Source organism: Pseudomonas serbica (genome assembly GCF_028823535.1).
Taxonomy (GTDB): domain Bacteria; phylum Pseudomonadota; class Gammaproteobacteria; order Pseudomonadales; family Pseudomonadaceae; genus Aquipseudomonas; species Aquipseudomonas serbica.
Genome location: NZ_JAQIYM010000002.1, coordinates 378,137 through 398,161 on the forward strand (window position 1 = coordinate 378,137; position 20,025 = coordinate 398,161).

4 protein-coding genes and 1 pseudogene are annotated in these 20,025 nt (G+C 61.5%); all 5 read left to right on the plus strand.

Features of this window, described 5'->3' with window-relative positions; translation table 11 throughout:
• The first annotated feature begins 563 nt into the window (after positions 1 to 563).
• Positions 564 to 11,495, plus strand: coding sequence for a peroxidase family protein (locus NQL71_RS04475; RefSeq protein WP_274642322.1), 10,932 nt, complete (start codon positions 564 to 566; stop codon positions 11,493 to 11,495).
• Positions 11,496 to 12,173: 678 nt separating this feature from the next.
• Positions 12,174 to 14,963 (plus strand): multicopper oxidase domain-containing protein, encoded by a 2,790-nt coding sequence (locus NQL71_RS04480; protein WP_274642323.1) that lies wholly within the window; start codon positions 12,174 to 12,176, stop codon positions 14,961 to 14,963.
• A 636-nt stretch (positions 14,964 to 15,599) separates the two neighbouring features.
• Positions 15,600 to 16,040: pseudogene (locus NQL71_RS04485) on the plus strand (iron-containing alcohol dehydrogenase); the annotation flags it as partial.
• A gap of 10 nt (positions 16,041 to 16,050) precedes the next feature.
• Positions 16,051 to 17,787, plus strand: a complete 1,737-nt coding sequence (locus tag NQL71_RS04490) for a PAS domain-containing hybrid sensor histidine kinase/response regulator (RefSeq protein WP_046817133.1) — start codon at positions 16,051 to 16,053, stop codon at positions 17,785 to 17,787.
• Positions 17,788 to 17,927: 140 nt separating this feature from the next.
• On the plus strand, positions 17,928 to 19,967 hold the full coding sequence (locus NQL71_RS04495) for an NADPH-dependent 2,4-dienoyl-CoA reductase (RefSeq protein ID WP_077185934.1): 2,040 nt from the start codon (positions 17,928 to 17,930) through the stop codon (positions 19,965 to 19,967).
• Positions 19,968 to 20,025: the final 58 nt, after the last annotated feature.

Sequence of the window (20,025 nt, forward strand, 5' to 3'; positions counted from 1 at the left end):
TTTCGGTGATTCACATGCAGCAGCGTAGGTGGCGTTTGTTTCTCTAGCGATACAGTTTTAAATAACATTTCGCTCTAATATTGCTTAGAATTTCCTATATATCCTTTAATAACAGTAGGTTGGCAATTCCAATACCGGTCGTCTGTTTCTGCGGCGTAATATTGACAGTTTTTTGCTATGGAACTTTAGTCATGTTCAAAGATCGCCCCCCGGAAGCCAGCCAAAACTTTGGCATTGCAAGGCGGTGATTTTCCCGAGGGAGCAAACATGTCGATCCATTTGATCTTTTGCGCAGTGACGCAGTTGTTCAGGAAGTTCACTTCGACGTCCCAATTCCATGGCCCACCCATAGCTCGGGATCGCTCTGCCTGATCGCTCGGCGACCCATCCATTTCGCGAATTCCAGGCGCGCATGTCACGGGCGCCGGGGGACGGCTTTGCCTAACCCACGCCTGCTCTCGCCCTACAACTGAACCAACGAACTTCGCAAGCCAGCACCTGACTGGGCGTGGGAGGATTGTTTCGTCCCGTGCCTTTCCCCAGAGAGATCGAGGACAATAAAAATGGCCAATTTCAACAAGTCGGACCTGGAATTCATACTCAAGCAAATCTTCATCGCAGAGGCGCATGCCGACGGCGCCAGCCTCAGTGATTTGCTGCCCAACAGCCAAGTGCCATTCGGCCTGCGCACCGTCGATGGCAGCTACAACAACCTGGTCGCCGGGCAAAGCGAGTTTGGCGCCGCGGACAACTCCTTCCTGCGCCTGCTTGATGCCCAGTATCGGGCGGCCTATGCCGCGTCAGGGAATGTGGTCGACCCGCAGCCACGGATTATCAGTAACCTGATCGTCGACCAGACCGCCAACAACCCGGCCGCGGTGGCGGCGAACGGCGGTGCGGACCCGGTGATCAGCCCCGGTCTGGATGGCGTGTTTGGCACGGATGACGACAAGGAAGTGTTCTTTATTCCCAACGTGTCGCCGGACGCTGGCCTGACCGCCGGTTTCAACTCGTGGATGACCTTCTTTGGCCAGTTCTTCGACCATGGCCTCGACCTGGTCACCAAGAGCAGTACCGACTTTGTGTTTGTTCCACTGCAGCCGGGCGATCCGTTATTCGTACCCGGCAGCCCGACCAACTTCATGGTGCTGCCACGGGCTGTGCATACCCCCGGCGCGGACGGAATACTCGGCACTGCCGATGATGGCCAGCCCAACACCACCTCGCCGTTCGTGGACCAAAGCCAAACTTACAGCTCGCACCCTTCGCATCAGGTGTTCCTGCGCGAGTATGTCCTCAACGCGGCAGGTGACCCTGTTGCAACGGGGCGCTTGATTACCAACCGCGATCTCGGCGCCGATGGCAAGTTCGGCACCGCCGATGATGGCGACGGCACAAATGGCGGCATGGCGACCTGGGCAGTGGTCAAGGCCCAGGCCCGTGACATTCTTGGCATCAACCTGACCGACGCCGATGTGCACAGCGTGCCGCTGTTGGCAACCGATGCGTATGGCAACTTCATCCGCGGTTCGAGCGGCATGCCTCAGGTGGTGATGCGCGTCAGCAACGGTGCTGACGGGATCGCCGGGACAGCGGATGACGTCACGCAACTGGTCGAAGGCAACCGGGCCGCTCCGATCAGCCTGGCCAACGCCGTGAGCGCCGGGCATGGTTTCCTCGACGACATCGCCCACAATGCCGCGCCGGTCGTCGTCGGTGGGGTTCTGCAGGCGGATGCTGACACTGATATCGGTAATGCGCAGCCGGTTGGCGCCGGCGGCAACAACCTGACCTACGACAACGAACTGCTTGACGCTCACTACATTGCCGGCGACGGCCGGGTGAACGAGAACATCGGCCTGACCACCGTGCACCATGTGTTCCACTCCGAGCACAACCGGCTGGTCCAGCAAACCAAGGACACCCTCCTTGCCGCCGGCGATCTGGCCTTCCTCAATGAGTGGCTGGTGGACGACGTGGCTGCGCTACCGACTACAGCCGCAGAAATCGCAGCGTTGGTGTGGGACGGCGAACGCCTGTTCCAGGCCGCCAAGTTCGGCACCGAGATGCAGTATCAGCACCTGGTGTTCGAGGAGTTTGCGCGGACCATTCAGCCGCAGGTCGACGCATTCCTTGCCCCCAACGGGTATGACACCTCGATCAACCCGGCCATCCTCGCCGAGTTCGCCCACGTGGTGTACCGCTTCGGTCACTCGATGTTGACCGAGACCGTCGATCGCTTCGACCCCGAGTTCAATCCGCTCCTCACTGACCCGGACAACCCGGACTCGCAAATGGGTCTGATCGCGGCCTTCCTCAACCCGCTGGCGTTTGTCGGCAGCGGGGCGACTGCGGACGAAGCGGCAGGGGCGATCATTCGCGGTGTGACCCGCCAACTCGGCAATGAGATCGATGAGTTCGTCACCGAAGCGTTGCGCAACAATCTGCTCGGTCTACCGCTCGATTTGCCGGCCTTGAACCTGGCGCGTGGCCGCGAGACTGGCATCCCCACGTTGAATGAAGCGCGCCGTGAGATGTACGCATCAACCGGCGACAGCCAACTCACGCCGTACATCAGTTGGGCTGATTTCGCGGACAACCTCAAGCACCCCGAGTCGTTGGTCAACTTCATCGCGGCCTATGGCACGCATGACACGATTACGGCGGCGACCACCCTGGCAGACAAACGCGCTGCTGCCTTGGCGCTGGTATTCGGCGGTGCTGGTTCACCGGCTGACCGCCTGGACTTCCTCAACAGCACCGGTGCCTATGCCAACGTAACGCTGGCCGGCAAGGATGGGCTGCTGGGTACTGCCGACGACGTGACGGGTGTGACGATCACGGGTCTCGACGACATCGACTTCTGGGTCGGTGGCCTCGCCGAGCAGAAAATGCCGTTCGGCGGCATGCTCGGCTCGACGTTCAACTTCGTGTTTGAAACCCAGATGGAGGCGTTGCAGGACGGCGACCGCTTCTACTACCTGTCGCGTACCGCGGGCCTGAACTTCGGCGCCGAGTTGGAGAACAACTCCTTTGCCAAGCTGATGATGCTCAACACCGATGTCACCCACCTGTCGAACACCGTGTTCCTGACGCCGACGTTCACCCTCGAAGTGAATCAGGCCAATCAGTTCACTAACCTTGGCGTGGACGGCAAAGACGACCCGACGGGCGGCCTCATGATCAACGGCGTGGAAATCGTGCCGCTGGTGATCCGCGACAACCCCAACACCGCGGGCGCGGACAGTAATTATCTGCAATACACCGGTGAAGACCATGTCGTCCTGGGCGGCACCGCCGGCAATGACATCCTCATCTCCGGTGACGGCGATGACACCCTGTACGGCGACGGCGGCAACGATCGCCTCGAAGGCGGCGCCGGGAACGATGCGGTACTGGGCGGCGCGGGCGATGACATCATCACCGACTCGTTTGGCGACAACCGTCTGGAAGGCAATGCCGGTAACGATGTGATCATCGCCGGTAGCATGCTGGTTGGAGGCAACCTGATCCTTGGGGGCGATGGCCAGGACTTCATCATCACTACTGAAGACATCAGCACCACCTTCGGCGGCCAGGGTGACGATTTCATCCTCGGCGCCAAGACCAACCTGCCAGCTACCGGCAACGAAGGTGATGACTGGATCGAGAAGGGCACCCAGGACGGTGCGCCTGGCGATAACGCTGCGCCGTTGCTCAATGACGATTCGATCGGCAACGATATCTTTGTCGGTGGTGGTGGCTTCGACGAAATGATCGGCGAGGGTGGTGATGACATCTTTGTCGGCAGCGACGCCCAGGACAATATGGACGGCATGTCCGGTTTTGACTGGGTCACCCATAAGAATGACAGGGTCGGCGTGACCGTTGACCTGACCATGGCCGAGCTGGCGCAGCCACACGGCAATGCGCCAAACCAGAACAACGGGGTGTTCAACCCGGTCGGCGCCTCGCCGGCCTCGATTCTCGACCGTTTTGCCGAGGTCGAAGGCTTGTCCGGTTCGCAATTTGCCGATGTGCTCATGGGCGATAATGTTGATGCGGACACTATCATCAACCACGGTGGTACCACGGGCAGTGCGCTGACCAATGTGGCGTTGATCCGCGGACTGGAGCAGTTTCTGGCCGATGCCGGTTTGCCGACCACCGGCTTTGCCACGGGCAACATCATCCTCGGTGGCAATGGCAGTGACCTGATCGAGGGGCGCGGTGGCGATGATCTGATCGATGGCGACAAATGGCTCAACGTCAGGATTGCGGTCTATGACGTCGGTGACGTCAACCATACCGGCCCCGAGATCGCCACCTTCGACAGCATGGTCGATATGATCCCGTTCATGCTCGACGGCACCTATAACCCGGGGCAGCTCAAGGCCGTGCGGGAAATCCTGCCCGGCACTTCGACAGGCGGGGCGGCTTTCGACACCGCCATTTTCTCCGGGCTTCAGTCCGAGTATGTGGTGACGCGTGATACCCGCGGCACGGCCAATGTGGCGGACGATGTCTGGACGGTGACCGATACCGAAGTGGGTCGCGACGGCACCGATACCTTGCTGCATATCGAACGCCTGCAGTTCGCCGATACCCAGCAAGTGTTGGTGCCGGGGCTGAACGCACAACCGACGGGCAGGCCGACCGTCGCGGATGGCAACGGCGGCGCGATCACTGTGGGCGACACACTGACCGTGAGCATGGCCGGTGTGCGCGATGGCAACAACATCGCGGTGGGTAACCTGCAGGGTTTCGTCAACAACACCTCGGTGTCCTACTATTGGCAATTCGAAGCCGACCCCGGCACAGGTGTGTTCGAAGACATCATCCTGTTGCCTGCGGGTGACCTTGGGTTCCAAAGTGCCGACGGCACCACCTTCAAGGTTTCCCCGGATCTCGCCGGGTTGGCACTGCGGGTCAAGGCGATCTACCAGGATGCGCATGGCACGACTGAAGTGCTGTTCTCGCAGCCGACTGCCGTGGTGGAACCTGGCGAGCCGGTTGTGCCGACGGCGCCGACACCTGTAGTCGATGCCACAGCCGGTGGCGAGGGCCTGCACATGGTCCGCTCCGACCTCAACTTCATTCTTGATCAGATCAAGATTGCCGAAGCTGATGCGGCCGGTCAGGACATCCTCTCGCTGATCCCGAATATCCGCGCGCCGTTGGGCTTGCGTGCGGTCGACGGCTCGAACAACAACCTGATGAACCTCAACGGTATCAACAACACCGAGTTTGGTGCCGCGGATAACATCTTCCCGCGCGTGAGCGACCCGGTCTTCAATCCGGCGGAAGGTGCTCCTGCCGGGTTCTTTGGTCCCGGCTCGCCGGCCATCCCGGGATCGTCGTACCAGCAGACCAGCGGCGCGGTGTTTGACTCGCAGCCGCGCACCATCAGTAATCTGATCGTCGACCAGACGTCGAACAACCCGGCGGCCTATGCCACGGCTTACGACGTGGGCGCCGACGGTGTGCTCAACTTCGGCTCGGAGGATAGCGACGACGTGCTCAAGGATGGCGTACGGATAGTCGCCAGCCCCGGCATGGATGGTCAGTTCGGTACTGGCGACGACCACGATGTGTACCTGTTCGAGAACACCGCGGCGGACGCAGGGTTGTCCGCGCCGTTCAACGCCTGGATGACCTTCTTCGGGCAGTTCTTCGATCATGGTCTGGACTTGGTCACCAAAGGCGGTTCGGGCACTATCTATATCCCGCTGCAACCGGATGATCCGCTGTATGTTCCAGGCGGCCACACTAACTTCATGGTGCTGACCCGTGCGACCAACCAGCCAGGGGCGGATGGCGTTCTCGGCACGGCCGACGACATCCATGAGCACACCAACACCACCTCGCCGTTCGTGGACCAGAACCAGACCTACAGCTCGCACCCGTCGCACCAGGTGTTCCTGCGCGGTTATGAGCTGACCGACAATGGCCCCATAGCGACCGGCAGGCTGATCACTAACCGTGACCTGGGCGCCGATGGCAAGTATGGAACCGCGGACGATAGCGAAATCGGTGGCATGGCCACTTGGAAAGTGGTCAAGGCGCAGGCCAACGATGTCCTGGGTATCCACCTGACCGATGCCGACGTCGAGAACGGTCCGCTGTTGGCGACAGACGCCTATGGCAATTTCATCAAAGGGCCGAACGGCTTCCCGATGGTCGTGATGAAAGGGGCTGACGGGCTTGGCGGCACGGCTGATGACTTCCTGGTCGAAGGCAATCCGCTTGCCCCCATCAGCCTGACCAATGCTGTGCGCACCGGTCACCAGTTCCTCGCCGACATTGCCCACAATGCAGCGCCGGTGTTCAGCGGTGGCGTGCTCATGCCAGATGCGGATGACGACATTGGCAATACGGTGCCGTCCAATCCGCAGACCGGGGCCAACCTGGCCTACGACAACGAACTGTTGGATGCGCACTACATCGCTGGCGACGGTCGGGTCAACGAGAACATCGGCCTGACTGCGGTGCACGCGATATTCCACGCCGAGCACAATCGGCTGGTCGCGCAGACCATGGACACCGTGCTCGATTCGGGTGACGTGGCCTTCCTCAATGAGTGGCTGCTCACTCCGGTGAGCACGTTGCCAGCCAACCAGGCCGAGATCGATGCGCTGGTGTGGAATGGCGAGCGCTTGTTCCAGGCTGCCAAGTTCGGCACCGAGATGCAGTATCAGCACCTGGTGTTCGAGGAATTTGCGCGGACCATCCAGCCCAGGGTCGATCTGTTCTTCGCACCGACTCAGGTCTATGACGTCGACCTTGATGCCTCGATCGTTGCCGAGTTCGCGCACACCGTGTACCGGTTTGGCCACTCGATGCTGACCGAGACCGTCGATCGCTTCGACGTTGATTTCAACGTGGTTGGCGATCCGAACAGCGATGATCCTGATCAGCAAATGGGCTTGATCGCGGCGTTCCTCAACCCGTTGGCGTACGCCGCCAGTGGTGTGACGCCAGAGGATGCGACCAGTGCGATCATACGTGGGGTGACTCGCCAGGCCGGTAACGAAATCGACGAGTTCGTCACCGAGGCGCTGCGCAATAACCTGCTCGGCCTGCCGCTCGACCTGCCGGCGATCAACATCGCCCGTGGCCGCGACGTGGGGATTCCCTCGCTCAACGCGATTCGCCGCGACATCTACAGCCAAACCGGTGATACCCAACTCAAGCCGTACAGCAGCTGGGTCGACCTGGTGCAACACCTGAAACATCCGGAGTCGTTGATCAACTTCATCGCGGCCTATGGCACGCATGACACGATCACGGCGGCGACCACGCTGGAAGGTAAACGCGCTGCAGCCATGGCGCTGGTATTTGGTGGTGATGATGCGCCGTCAGACCGTATGGACTTCCTCAACGGCACCGGTACCTGGGCCAACGTAACGCGGGCCGGCAAGGATGGGCTGCTGGGGACCGCCGACGATCTGAAGGGCGTGACGATCACTGGCGTCGATGCCATCGACCTCTGGATCGGCGGTCTGGCCGAAGAGAAAACTCCGTTCGGCGGCATGCTCGGCTCGACCTTCAACTTCGTGTTCGAGAACCAGATGGAAAAACTCCAGGACGGTGACCGTTTCTACTACCTGGAGCGTACCGCTGGCCTGTCGATGAACGCCGAACTGGAAAGCAACTCGTTCGCCAAGCTGATCATGGCCAACACCTCGGCCACGCACTTGCCGGGCCTGGTGTTCTCGGATCCAGGGTTCTATCTGGAAGTGGACCAGAGCAAGCAGTTCAACGAAGGCCTTGCCAGCGCCGATCCGCTTGAGGACGGCGAGCAGGTGGTGTTCCGCGACAACCCGTTGACCGAGGGGGCGGACACCAACTACATCAAGTACACCGGTGCGGAGCACATCGTGCTGGGCGGTACCAACGGCGCAGACATCCTCATCTCCAGTGAAGGCGACGACACGGTCTGGGGGGACGGCGGCAACGATCGCATCGAAGGCGGTGACGGCAACGACCAACTGCGTGGTGGCGCTGGCGACGACATCATCACCGACCGCGGCGGCGACGATAATATCCAGGGTGGCGACGGCAACGACGTGCTGCATGGTGGCAACGGCGTCAACCTGATCATTGGCGGCTTCGGCAATGACTTCATCGTGACCGGTGAGGACGCTTCCGAGGCCATCGGTGGCCAGGGCAACGACTTCATCCTGGGCAGCAAAGCCAATGAACAGGACATGGGCAACGAAGGCGACGACTGGATCGAGAAGGGCACGTCGGACGGTGCGCCTGGCGACAACTTCGACCCGGCTGGCAATGACCCGGTGATCGGCCACGATGTGTTCATCGGCGGTAACGAGAACGATAAGTTCAACGGCGAAGGCGGCGATGACATCATGGTCGGCAGTCTTGGCCTGGGTGACCGCTATATCGGCGGCTCCGGCTATGACTGGGCAACCTTCAAGGGGCTCGCCCAAGGCGTGACCATAGATTTCACCGACCGCTTTTTCGATGTTCCACCGGTGCCGGGTTCAGGTGCTTCGGCGCTGGTGCGTTTCGACATCGTGGAAGGTCTGTCGGGTTCCGCCCACGGAGACTACCTGCGCGGTGATAACGAAGATGCCACATCGCTACCCACTGCGGGTGCCACCGGCAGTGTGCTGACCAACATCAACCTGATCAACGGCCTGGCTGACCTTTTGGCAGACGGAGCGACGTTCTTCGACGGCGGCAACATCATCCTCGGCGGCAGCGGCAGCGACCTGATCGAAGGTCGCGGTGGTGACGACATCATCGATGGTGACAAGTGGCTGAACGTACGTATCAGCGTACGGGAGAATGCCGATGGCACTGGCGAGGAAATCGCCACGTTCGACAGCATGGAGCCGCTGGTGCCGTTTATGCTGAACGGTACTTACAACCCGGGCCAGTTGGTCATCGTGCGGGAGATTCTGACTGGCGATGACAGCTTCGATACTGCGTTTTTCTCCGGTAATTTGGGGGAATACGGCATCGAGATCGAAGGCGACACAGTCATTGTGACCGACTCGGTAGCGGGGCGTGATGGCGTCGATCGCTTGACGGGCGTCGAGCGTCTGCAGTTCGCTGACGTGGCGCAGTCGTCCGGAGTGGGCACCGCCCAAAACAACGACCCGTCGGGTCATCTGGCAATCCTCGATGCTGCCACCGGCCTGCGTGACGAAACGCCGGTTGCTGGCCAGTTGCTGCGCGTCAGCGGTCAGGCGGTACGTGACGCGGACAGCCAGAGTGTGGCCAACCCGACCGGTGCGGTGACCGGTGGGATGGCTTACTACTGGCAGGTCGAGAACATCGCTGGTTCGGGCATCTATGAAGACATCACTGTTGTCGCCGCTGGCGAGGCATCGCGGGCGACCGGCAGCACCTACCGGGTGACGGACGATGTGGCGGGCCTGAACATCCGCGTCCGGGCGGTGTACCAGGATGCCGAGGGCACGCTGGAGATCGTCGACTCGTCCGGGAACAGTACACCGACCGAAGGGCCGACCGTTACCGGGCTTGCCGTGCAGAACCAACTGTTGACCGCTGACCCGGCGAGCATCATCGACGCCGATGGCGTGAGCACTACGCAATTCACCTACCAGTGGCAGGCGAACGACGGGCTCGGCTTCGTCAACATCGCCGGCGCAACCGCCAGCACCTTCGCGCTTGGCCAGGCCCAGGTCGGCCAGGAAGTGCGCGTGGTGATCGATTACGTGGATGACTTCGGTGTGGCCGAAAGCGCTGCGTCGAACATCCTGGGGCCGGTGGACAACGTCAACGATGCTCCGACCCAGGGGCCAACCGTCACCGGGCTTGCCGTGCAGAACCAGGTGTTGACGGCTAACCCGGCGAGCATCATCGACGTTGATGGCCTGAGCAATCCGCAGTTCACCTACCAATGGCAGGCAAACAACGGGCCGGGCTTCGTCAACATCGCCGGCGCTACCGGTAGCACGTTCGCGCTTGGCCAGGCCCAGGTCGGCCAGGCAGTGCGCGTGGTGATCGGTTACGTGGATGACTTCGGTGCGGCCGAAAGCGTTTCGTCCAACGTCCTGGGGCCGGTGGCCAACGTCAACGATGCACCGACAGGCGTGTTGCTGATCAGCGATACGACACCGGATCAAGGGCAGGTGCTGACCGCGCTGACGGCCGCGATTGCCGATCCGGACGGGCTGGGCACCTTCAGCTTCCAGTGGCAGCAAGGTGTCGGCGCGTCCTTTACCGACATCAACGGCGCGACGGCAGCGACCTTCACCCCTGGTGCGGCGCAGGTCAATCTGCAACTGCGAGTGATCGTGCGCTACACCGATGGCTTCGGCACGCTGGAGTCGGTGACCTCTGCAGCGACGGCGGCGGTGGTGGTTCAGGGCGTGGTTCTGCAGGGCAACGCCTTGGCGAACATCCTCATCGGCACCGCGGGTAACGATGTACTGCTTGGCCTGGACGGGAACGATACGCTCAATGGCCTGGCCGGTATCGACCAGTTGTTTGGCGGCACTGGCAACGACATCCTCAACGGCGGAGACGACAACGACCTGCTCAATGGCGAGGACGGCAACGACACCCTCAACGGAGGGCTCGGCGCGGATAACATGAGCGGCGGTGCCGGCAACGACACCTTTGTGGTCGACAACGTCGGTGACCTTGTCACCGAGGCGCCGGGTGGTGGTACCGATCTGGTGCAAACCAGCCTGACGACGTACCTGCTCGGTGCCAACGTCGAGAACCTGACCTATACGGGCGCCGGTAACTTCACCGGTACCGGTAACGCGCTGGCCAACACCATCACCGGCGGGGTGGGTAACGACGTCCTCAATGGCGGTGCCGGTGCTGACCGGTTGGTGGGGGGAGGCGGCAACGATACCTACGTTGTCGATGCAGCCGCAGACGTGGTGGTCGAGGTGGCGGGTGGCGGTACGGACTCCGTGCAGACTTCGCTGGCCAGCTACACGCTGGGCGCTGAGGTCGAGAACCTGACCTACACCGGCGTCGGCAACTTCGTCGGCAACGGTAACGCGTTGAATAACGTCATCACCGGCGGGGTGGGTAATGACACCCTCAATGGTGGCGGCGGCAACGACACCCTCACCGGCGGTGCCGGGGCGGATGTCTTGAATGGCGGAGCAGGCAACGACACGCTGCTCGGTGGTGACGCCAACGACACATTGTTGGGGGGTATCGCCAATGACTTTATCGATGGCGGTACTGGCAACAATACGGTCACTGGCGGTGCCGGCGACGACGTGATGGTTGCCAGCAGTGGCAACGATATCTTCATGTTCGCAGCGGGCTTCGGGGTCGATCAGATCATCGGCTTCGATGCCGACGCGGTGGGAGGCCAGGACCGGCTCGATATTTCCGCGTTCGGCGTCAATGCCGTGACCTTTGTCGGCAACGTCATCATCACCGATGTCGGTGCGGATACCTTGATCAGCTCCGCAGGAATAGCTGACTCCATCCGCCTGGTCGGTGTGGCCGATGCAACAACCATCACTGCCGCAGACTTCATTCTCGCCACTTGAGGTCCTGGTCAGTACTGTTGCAGACGCGTGAAAAGCTGAGGGGAGGGCATGGATGCCCTCCCTTTTCTTTTCTAAAATACCTGGTCGTGGGTGGAGTCGAAAATGGACGCTTAACTGCTGAACAGGAAGATAAGGCTCCAGGCGACCCCTATCGCAAAAATGAACAGTATGAGTGCTAGCGTGAGGATTATCGGCTCGATTCGCATGACGGTGACTCCTCGCAGGCTGGCAACTGATCCGTGGTGCAGGTGTTATCCAGGCATCGGTTGCCTGTCAGGGAGTGCCCTTGGAGCCGTTAGTGAACACACAGCATTCTCTGTGCCAAAGGCCCCGGCAACCTGATATCCCCCAGCGCAAACGCGGCCTGATTCCATGGCCCGGTTCTCCAAGAAAAGTCGACAGGGAATGCGGGTAATACCGCCCATTTATGGGGAATCGCTCCCAGCGCAGGCATGGCAAATCACCGCTGGATTCAAGCTGGAATGGGGTTCCCCTGAAATGGGTGTGAACTTTCCCCGATAGCGGGTGCCAATCCCCAGTCGCTTAATCTGTAACGTCAGGTTTACGCTGGTAACTAGTTGTTTTATAAGGATTTAACATTGTATAAAGCGGTTACAAATATGGCTGGCTCCTTGCACTGCCCCCATTACCCCCTTCACATATTCGAGGCGGCTGGTGATGGACACAAAAGCGTGGTATCCCTTCAAACGGTTTGGCCTGTTGACGCCCTTGAGCGTCGCTTTGACGATTTCACTCAGCACAGGGACCTTGCGCGCCAGCCCCATCGACGATGAGCGACAGCCGGAGCCGACTGATCCCTCCGCCTACCACGATGAAGCGGCTGACAAAGCGGCGGCCTTGAACGCCATCCTGACCATGCCAGATGCCAACCTGGATTCCTTCGATTTACCCGGTGGCGTCAAAGGCAGCAAAGACACCACGCGGGTGGAAAACATCCTGCCGCCGACGGTGCAGACCAGTTTCAACTACCCCACCAACGGCAGGCCGAGCCCGCTGTATGGCGCCCTGCCGTTCACCCAGCAGCTGGTGTTGTTCGAAGAATTCGGCCCGGAAAAACTCGACCCCACCACACCGGCGGCGCAGTTGGGTTTTCCACCGGCAGCCATCGGCCCGATGCCCCAGCAGGATCCAACCAGCGTGGCCCGCAGTGCGCCACCGAGTGCAGCGCTCGACGCCTTTTTGCGTCAACCGGGCTTGACCCCGTTCCCGAGCCAGTATTCCAACGTGGTCGACCGCAACCCGTGGCAGAAGCAGATCGAGTTTTTCCTCAATCGCCGTATCGGCTCGTCGGCTGAAGGCCGTCCGCCAGGAAAGGGCTGGTCGCACCAGCGCTGGAACGAGTTTTACCCGCAAATAGCCTACAAGACCGTGCAAACCGGGGCGAGGCTCAACGGTGGCTTGCGTGACAGCCGGCAGATGCACGGTTATGCCTTGGGCGAGTTCGGAACCGGTGGCCTCTATCACAACGTCGCGGGTGTGCCGGCAACGGATGGCACCGCCAAGGGCGTCAGTGCGCGATTCCACCCGAAAATGCCGGTGCAGCACCACAACTCGGTCTGGACTTTCGATGGTACCTTGCCGCCCAAATTGCTCATGGTGCGCTACGGGCAACCGGTACTGATGCGTCATTACAACGGCTTGCCGATCGACCCGTCTGCCAACATGGGGTTCGGTTTGCACACCATCAGCACCCACGAACACAACGGCCACGTCCCGGCGGAAAGCGACGGTTACGCCAACGCGTTTTTCTTTCCCGGGCAATTCTACGACTATCGCTGGCCGATCCAGTTGGCCGGCTACGACAGCATCAACACCAAGGCTGAAGACCCGCGCGCGGCGTTTCCCTGCGCGCCGGGCGAAACCCTGTGGACCAACGACATGAGCCCCGGCCGCAAGACCTGCGAGAACGGCACGATCAAGATCCGTGGCGACTGGCGCGAAACCATGAGCACCCACTGGTTTCACGACCACATGCTCGATTTCACCGCGCAGAACGTCTACAAGGGCAACGCGGCGATGATGAACTACTACAGCGCCCTGGACCGTGGCAATGAATCCGTGAACGACGGCGTCAACCTGCGTTTCCCCAGTGGCAGCGCCTTGCCCTGGGGTAACCGCGACTACGACGTCAACCTGCTGTTTGCCGACAAGGCGTGGGACAAGAACGGCCAGTTGTGGTTCAACCCGTTCAATACCGATGGCTTCCTCGGAGACCAGGTGCTGGTCAACTGGCAGTGGAAACCGGCCCTGGATGTGCGCGCCCGCAGCTATCGGTTCCGCATGCTCAATGGCTCCGTTTCACGCTACTTCAAACTGGCGCTGGTGCGTGAGATCAAGGGCACCACCGGCGAGTTCAAGGGGCCTGTCGGATCGGGAGTGTCCTATGTCCGCGTGCCGTTCCACATGATTGCCAACGACGGCAATATCATGGAACACAGCGTGCCGTTCGACGGTAGCATGGACCTGGATGCCGATGGCGATAAACAGAACCATAACGCGATCCTGCCAACCCTGGGCATCGCCGAGCGTTTTGACATCATCGTCAACTTCGCCAAAAACGGGATCAAGCCGGGCGACAAGCTGTTCTTCGTCAACCTGCAGGTGCACGACGACGGCAAGGGCCCCGAAGAACCCGTATCCCTGGCTGACGTGCTGTCGGACAAATACCGGGCGATCCTCAAGCAAACCAGCAAGGGGCCGAAGTGGGACGAGGGTGATCCGGCGGTGGGCAAGGTGTTGCAACTCAACGTCAAGGCTTACACCGGTCAGGACCTGGCCATGGATCCGGCCGCCTATGAACCGGCCAAGCCGGGCAAGGCTGAAGGCCTGGTGATGATCCCGCTCAAGCTCCATCGCGACAACGCCGCCGACATGGCGCTGCTGGCCAAGGCCCGGCACCGCACCTTCACCTTTGGCCGTTCCGACGGCACCGATGAAGCACCGTGGACGGTCAAGACCGATGGCGGCTTCGGTTTCCACATGGACCCACGCCGCCTGAACGCGGCAACCCAGTTGGCCAGTGGCCCCACCGATGCCGGTGCGACCGGTTTCGGCACCCTGGAAGTGTGGAACATCAAGCTCGGCGGCGAGGGCTGGAGCCACCCGGTGCATGTGCACTTCGAGGAGGGGATCATCCTCAACCGCGGCGGCAAGGCGCCACCGGAATGGGAAAAATGGGCACGCAAGGACGTGTACCGTATCGGCCCGGAAAAGGACGGCCTGGACAACGTGGAAATAGCGATCAGCTTCCGCGAATTCGCCGGGACGTACATGGAGCACTGTCACAACACCCAACACGAGGACAACTCCATGCTGCTGCGCTGGGACGTTGAGAAGCCCGGGCAATTCCAGTTGATGCCGACACCGCTGCCAAGCTGGGATGGTGTGCGTTACGTCAACTCTGCCGCGCTGCCAACCTTCCGCACTGGCGAGGTGGTCAAGCCATGAACCTCGAGGGAGCCGGCATGAAAATGCTCACGCCGCGCTCCCACGTCCTGGTCATGTAGCGTAGCCACTGGAGATGCTGGGCTGGGTTGGTAAGCTATTGAAATATAAATTGATATTCCGCTATTGCGTTGCGCTTGGCGTGGGTTCACTTTCGAACTTGCCCCAGCTCCCAAGTAGCTCCCAAGTGCATCTTTGGTGATGACGTGGGGAAGTGATGGCGCAAAAGAAAAGGCGCACCATCTCAACTAAAGGCGGTGCGCTTATTTTCTACCGCGAGTAAAAGACCCGGCTGATGTTAGGCGGCGGTCATCGATGTTCGAGCGATAGCTGGGGAGCCATAAGTATCGCCAAGCAAGAGGTATGCTTCGAAGTGCGGTTGTTCAGTGCCGCTGCGCAGTCAGAAAGCTTCGCGGCTGATCTATCGCGGATAAGGATCCGCTCCCTGTAGGAGCAAAGCTTGCTCGCAATGGCTTTGGAGGCGCCGCGTTCATCCACGCAGTACGCGTTAGCGTTAACGACCATCGCGAGCATACTTTGCTCCTGCAAAGAGCCGCGCTACCCATTGGTCTGATTGCATTCACAGCCGGATGCTTTAGTGTGGACCTACCTTCCAAAACAATAAAAACAGGCTTTCCAATGAGCCAGAGTCTCAGCCAGCTGCGTAAATTCGTTTCGCCGGAAATCATCTTCGGTGCCGGTTGCCGGCACAACGTCGGCAACTACGCCAAGACCTGTGGCGCGCGCAAGGTGCTGGTGGTCAGCGATCCGGGAGTGATTGCCGCCGGTTGGGTGGCGGACGTCGAAGCCAGCCTGCAAGCCTGCCTGTACAGCGCCGTCTCGCCCAACCCGCGTGTGGAAGAGGTGATGCTCGGTGCCGACCTGTACCGGGAAAACCACTGCGATGTGATCGTCGCCGTCGGCGGCGGCAGCCCGATGGATTGCGGTAAAGGCATCGGCATTGTCGCCGCCCATGGCCGCAGCATTCTCGAGTTCGAAGGTGTAGACACCATCCGGGTGCCCGCCATGGATGCCCCGTGCATCCTCACCAACCCGCGTGAATCCATCCAGCGCGATGTCGAGGTCGTCTATGGCGAAGCCCTCTGACGAGCAGCAACGGGCGCTGGCCGGACTGCTCGGATTAGGCAGTCATTCGGCGCGCAAGAGCCATTACCCGGAACTGGCCGCGCGCCTGGACGAGCTGGAAGCCGAGCGCAATCGCTACAAATGGTTGTTCGAAAACGCGGTCCACGGGATTTTCCAGGCCAGCCTGCACGATGGCATGCGCGCCGCCAACCCGGCCCTGGCGCGCATGCTCGGCTATCAGGACCCGCAGGAGGTGCTGTTCTCCCTGGCGGACCTGGCGAGCAATCTGTTCGTCGGCGGCGCGCGGGAGCTTGAAGACATCGGCGAAATCCTCACCCACCAGGGCAGCCTGCACGGTTATGAAACCCAGTTGCGGCGCAAGGACGGCAGCAGTCTCGACGTGCTGATGAACCTGCTGCTCAAGCCCGACCAGGAAGGGCTGGTGGAAGGCTTCGTCGCCGACATCACCGAACGCAAGCTCGCCCAGGAGCGCCTGCAGCAACTCAACGACGAACTGGAGCAGCGGGTGACCGCGCGCACCGATGAACTGCTGGAAGCCAACCGCAACCTGCAACAGCAGATCACCCAGCGAAAACAGATCGCCGAAGCCCTGCGCGATGCCCGGGACGCCGCAGAAGCCGCCAACCGCAGCAAGGACAAATACCTCGCTGCGGCGAGTCATGACCTGCTGCAACCGCTCAACGCCGCGCGGTTGCTGATCTCGACCTTGCGCGAGCGCAAGTTGCCCGAGGTCGAGCAGGTGCTGGTCGAACGCACGCATCAGGCGCTGGAAGGCGCCGAGGACCTGCTCACCGACTTGCTGGACATCTCCCGCCTCGATCAAGCGGCGGTCAAGCCGGATGTCGCGCTGTACCGCCTCGACGAGCTGCTCGGGCCACTGGTCTCGGAGTTCCAGTCCGTGGCCCAGGCTGCCGGCCTGCGATTGCGCGTGCATATGGGCGATTACGCCATTCGCACCGACTTGCGCCTGATGACCCGGATCCTGCGCAACTTCCTCAGTAACGCCTGCCGCTACACCGACGATGGCAGCATCCTGCTGGGGGCCAGGCGCCGGGGCGACAAGCTGCGCCTGGAAGTGTGGGACACCGGACGCGGCATCCCGGCCGATCGCCTGGACTCCATCTTCCTCGAATTCAATCAACTGGACGTGGGCCGCGCCGCCGACCGCAAGGGCGTGGGGCTGGGGCTGGCGATCGTCGAGCGCATCGCGAAAATCCTCGACTACCGCATCCAGGTGCACTCGCTGCCGGGCCGCGGATCGATGTTCAGCATCGAGGTGCCGATCTCCCGCGAGGTGCCGTTGCCCATCAGCCTCGCGGCGCCGCAACCGGGCACCGGTAATCCGTTGCCGGGCCGGCGCTTGCTGGTGCTGGACAATGAAGTGAGCATCCTCGAGAGCATGAGCGCGTTGCTCGGACAGTGGGGTTGCGACGTGGTCACCGCCACCGATGAACACTCGGCGCTGGCGGCCCTGGCCGGCCAGGCCCCGGAACTGATCCTGGCGGACTATCACCTGGACCACGGCGTGGTGGGATGTGATGTGGTCAGGCATTTGCGCGAGCATTACCACCAGGCCATTCCTGCGGTGATCATCACCGCGGACCGTACCGATCAGTGCCGGCGTTCGTTGCAACGGCTCGAAGCGCCGCTGCTGAACAAACCGGTTAAACCCGGCAAGTTGCGCGCCGTGCTGAGCCAGTTGTTGGGGACGCCAGCTTGAATACCGCTGCGCATTTGGATCATTAAGTTGTCAGTTTCGGTCATTGAGCGCCAGCGGTTGGACTCTTAGTCTGTCGAACATGACTGACGGGTGCCGTAGAGCGCCCGCTTTTTCCGTGATCGCTCGCTGTGGAGTTACCGATGACCGCCGCCCATTACCCGCACCTGCTGGCCCCGCTGGACCTGGGATTCACCACGTTGCGCAACCGCACCCTGATGGGGTCGATGCACACCGGCCTTGAGGAAAAGCCCGGCGGGTTCGAGCGCATGGCGGCGTACTTCGCCGAGCGTGCCCGTGGCGGTGTCGGCCTGATGGTCACCGGCGGTATTGGCCCGAACGACGAGGGCGGCGTGTATTCCGGCGCGGCCAAGCTGACCACCGAGGAAGAAGCGCTCAAGCACCGCATCGTCACCCGCGCGGTGCACGAGGCGGGCGGCAAGATCTGCATGCAGATCCTCCACGCCGGTCGTTATGCCTACAGCCCGAAACAGGTCGCGCCAAGCGCCATCCAGGCGCCGATCAACCCGTTCAAGCCCAAGGAACTGGACGAGGAAGGCATCGAGAAGCAGATCAGCGATTTCGTCACCTGCTCGACCCTGGCCCAGCAGGCCGAGTACGACGGCGTCGAGATCATGGGCTCCGAAGGTTATTTCATTAACCAGTTCCTCGCCGCCCACACCAACCACCGTACCGACCGCTGGGGCGGCAGCTACGAAAACCGCATGCGCCTGCCGGTGGAAATCGTCCGTCGTGTGCGGGAGGCGGTTGGCCCGAACTTCATCATCATTTTCCGCCTGTCGATGCTCGACCTGGTCGAGGGCGGCAGCACCTGGGACGAAATCGTGCTGCTGGCCAAGGCCATCGAGCAGGCCGGTGCGACGATCATCAACACCGGTATCGGCTGGCACGAAGCGCGGATTCCGACCATTGCCACCAAGGTGCCGCGCGCGGCCTTCAGCAAGGTCACGGCCAAGCTGCGCGGTTCTGTGAACATTCCGCTGATCACCACCAACCGCATCAACACCCCGGAAGTCGCCGAGCAGATCCTCGCCGAGGGGGATGCCGACATGGTTTCCATGGCGCGGCCGTTCCTGGCCGACCCGGACTTCGTCAACAAGGCCGCTGAAGGCCGCGCCGATGAAATCAACACCTGCATCGGTTGCAACCAGGCCTGCCTGGACCACACCTTCGGCGGCAAGCTGACCAGCTGCCTGGTCAACCCGCGTGCCTGCCACGAGACCGAACTCAACTATGTGCCGGTGCAGCAGATCAAGAAAATCGCTGTGGTCGGTGCCGGGCCAGCCGGTCTGTCCGCCGCGACCGTGGCGGCCGAGCGTGGCCATGCGGTGACGCTGTTCGATTCGGCCAGCGAAATCGGCGGCCAGTTCAATGTCGCCAAGCGGGTGCCGGGCAAGGAAGAATTCTTCGAGACCCTGCGTTACTTCGGCCGCAAGTTGCAGACCACCAACGTCGAGGTGTGCCTGAATACTCGTGTCGATGTGGCGAGACTGGTCGAGGGCGGCTACGACGAAATCATCCTGGCGACCGGTATCGCGCCGCGCTTGCCAGCGATTCCGGGCGTCGAGAATGCCAAGGTGTTGAGCTATCTGGACGTGCTCCTGGAGCGCAAACCGGTTGGCAAGCGTGTCGCGGTGATCGGCGCCGGCGGTATCGGCTTCGACGTCTCGGAATTCCTGGTGCACCAGGGCCAGGCCACCAGCCTGAACCGTGATGAGTTCTGGAAGGAGTGGGGCATTGATACGCACCTGGAAGCCCGTGGCGGTGTCGCCGGCATCAAGGCGGCGCCCCATGCCCCGGCCCGTGAAGTGTTCCTGTTGCAACGCAAGAAATCCAAGGTCGGCGACGGCCTGGGCAAGACCACCGGCTGGATTCACCGTACCGGTCTGAAGAACAAGAAGGTGCAGATGCTCAACAGCGTCGAATACCTGAAGATCGACGACGAAGGCCTGCACATCCGCATCGGCGAAACCGGCGAACCGCAAGTGCTGCCGGTGGACAACATCGTGATCTGCGCCGGGCAGGACCCGCTGCGCGAATTGCAGGACGGCCTGGTGGCGGCGGGGCAGAACGTGCATCTGATCGGCGGCGCGGATGTCGCGGCGGAGCTGGATGCCAAGCGCGCGATCAACCAGGGTTCGCGATTGGCAGCTGAGTTGTAATACGCAGGCCCCGCGTGCCAATGGCCTTCGCTGGCAAGCCAGCTCCTACAGGGATCTG

Excerpts from the sequence above, each read along its gene's own strand:
- NQL71_RS04475 (WP_274642322.1), top strand. The coding sequence starts at position 564 with ATGGCCAATTTCAACAAGTCGGACCTGGAATTCATACTCAAGCAAATC.
- NQL71_RS04480 (WP_274642323.1), top strand. The coding sequence starts at position 12,174 with ATGGACACAAAAGCGTGGTATCCCTTCAAACGGTTTGGCCTGTTGACG.
- NQL71_RS04490 (WP_046817133.1), top strand. The coding sequence starts at position 16,051 with ATGGCGAAGCCCTCTGACGAGCAGCAACGGGCGCTGGCCGGACTGCTC.
- NQL71_RS04495 (WP_077185934.1), top strand. The coding sequence starts at position 17,928 with ATGACCGCCGCCCATTACCCGCACCTGCTGGCCCCGCTGGACCTGGGA.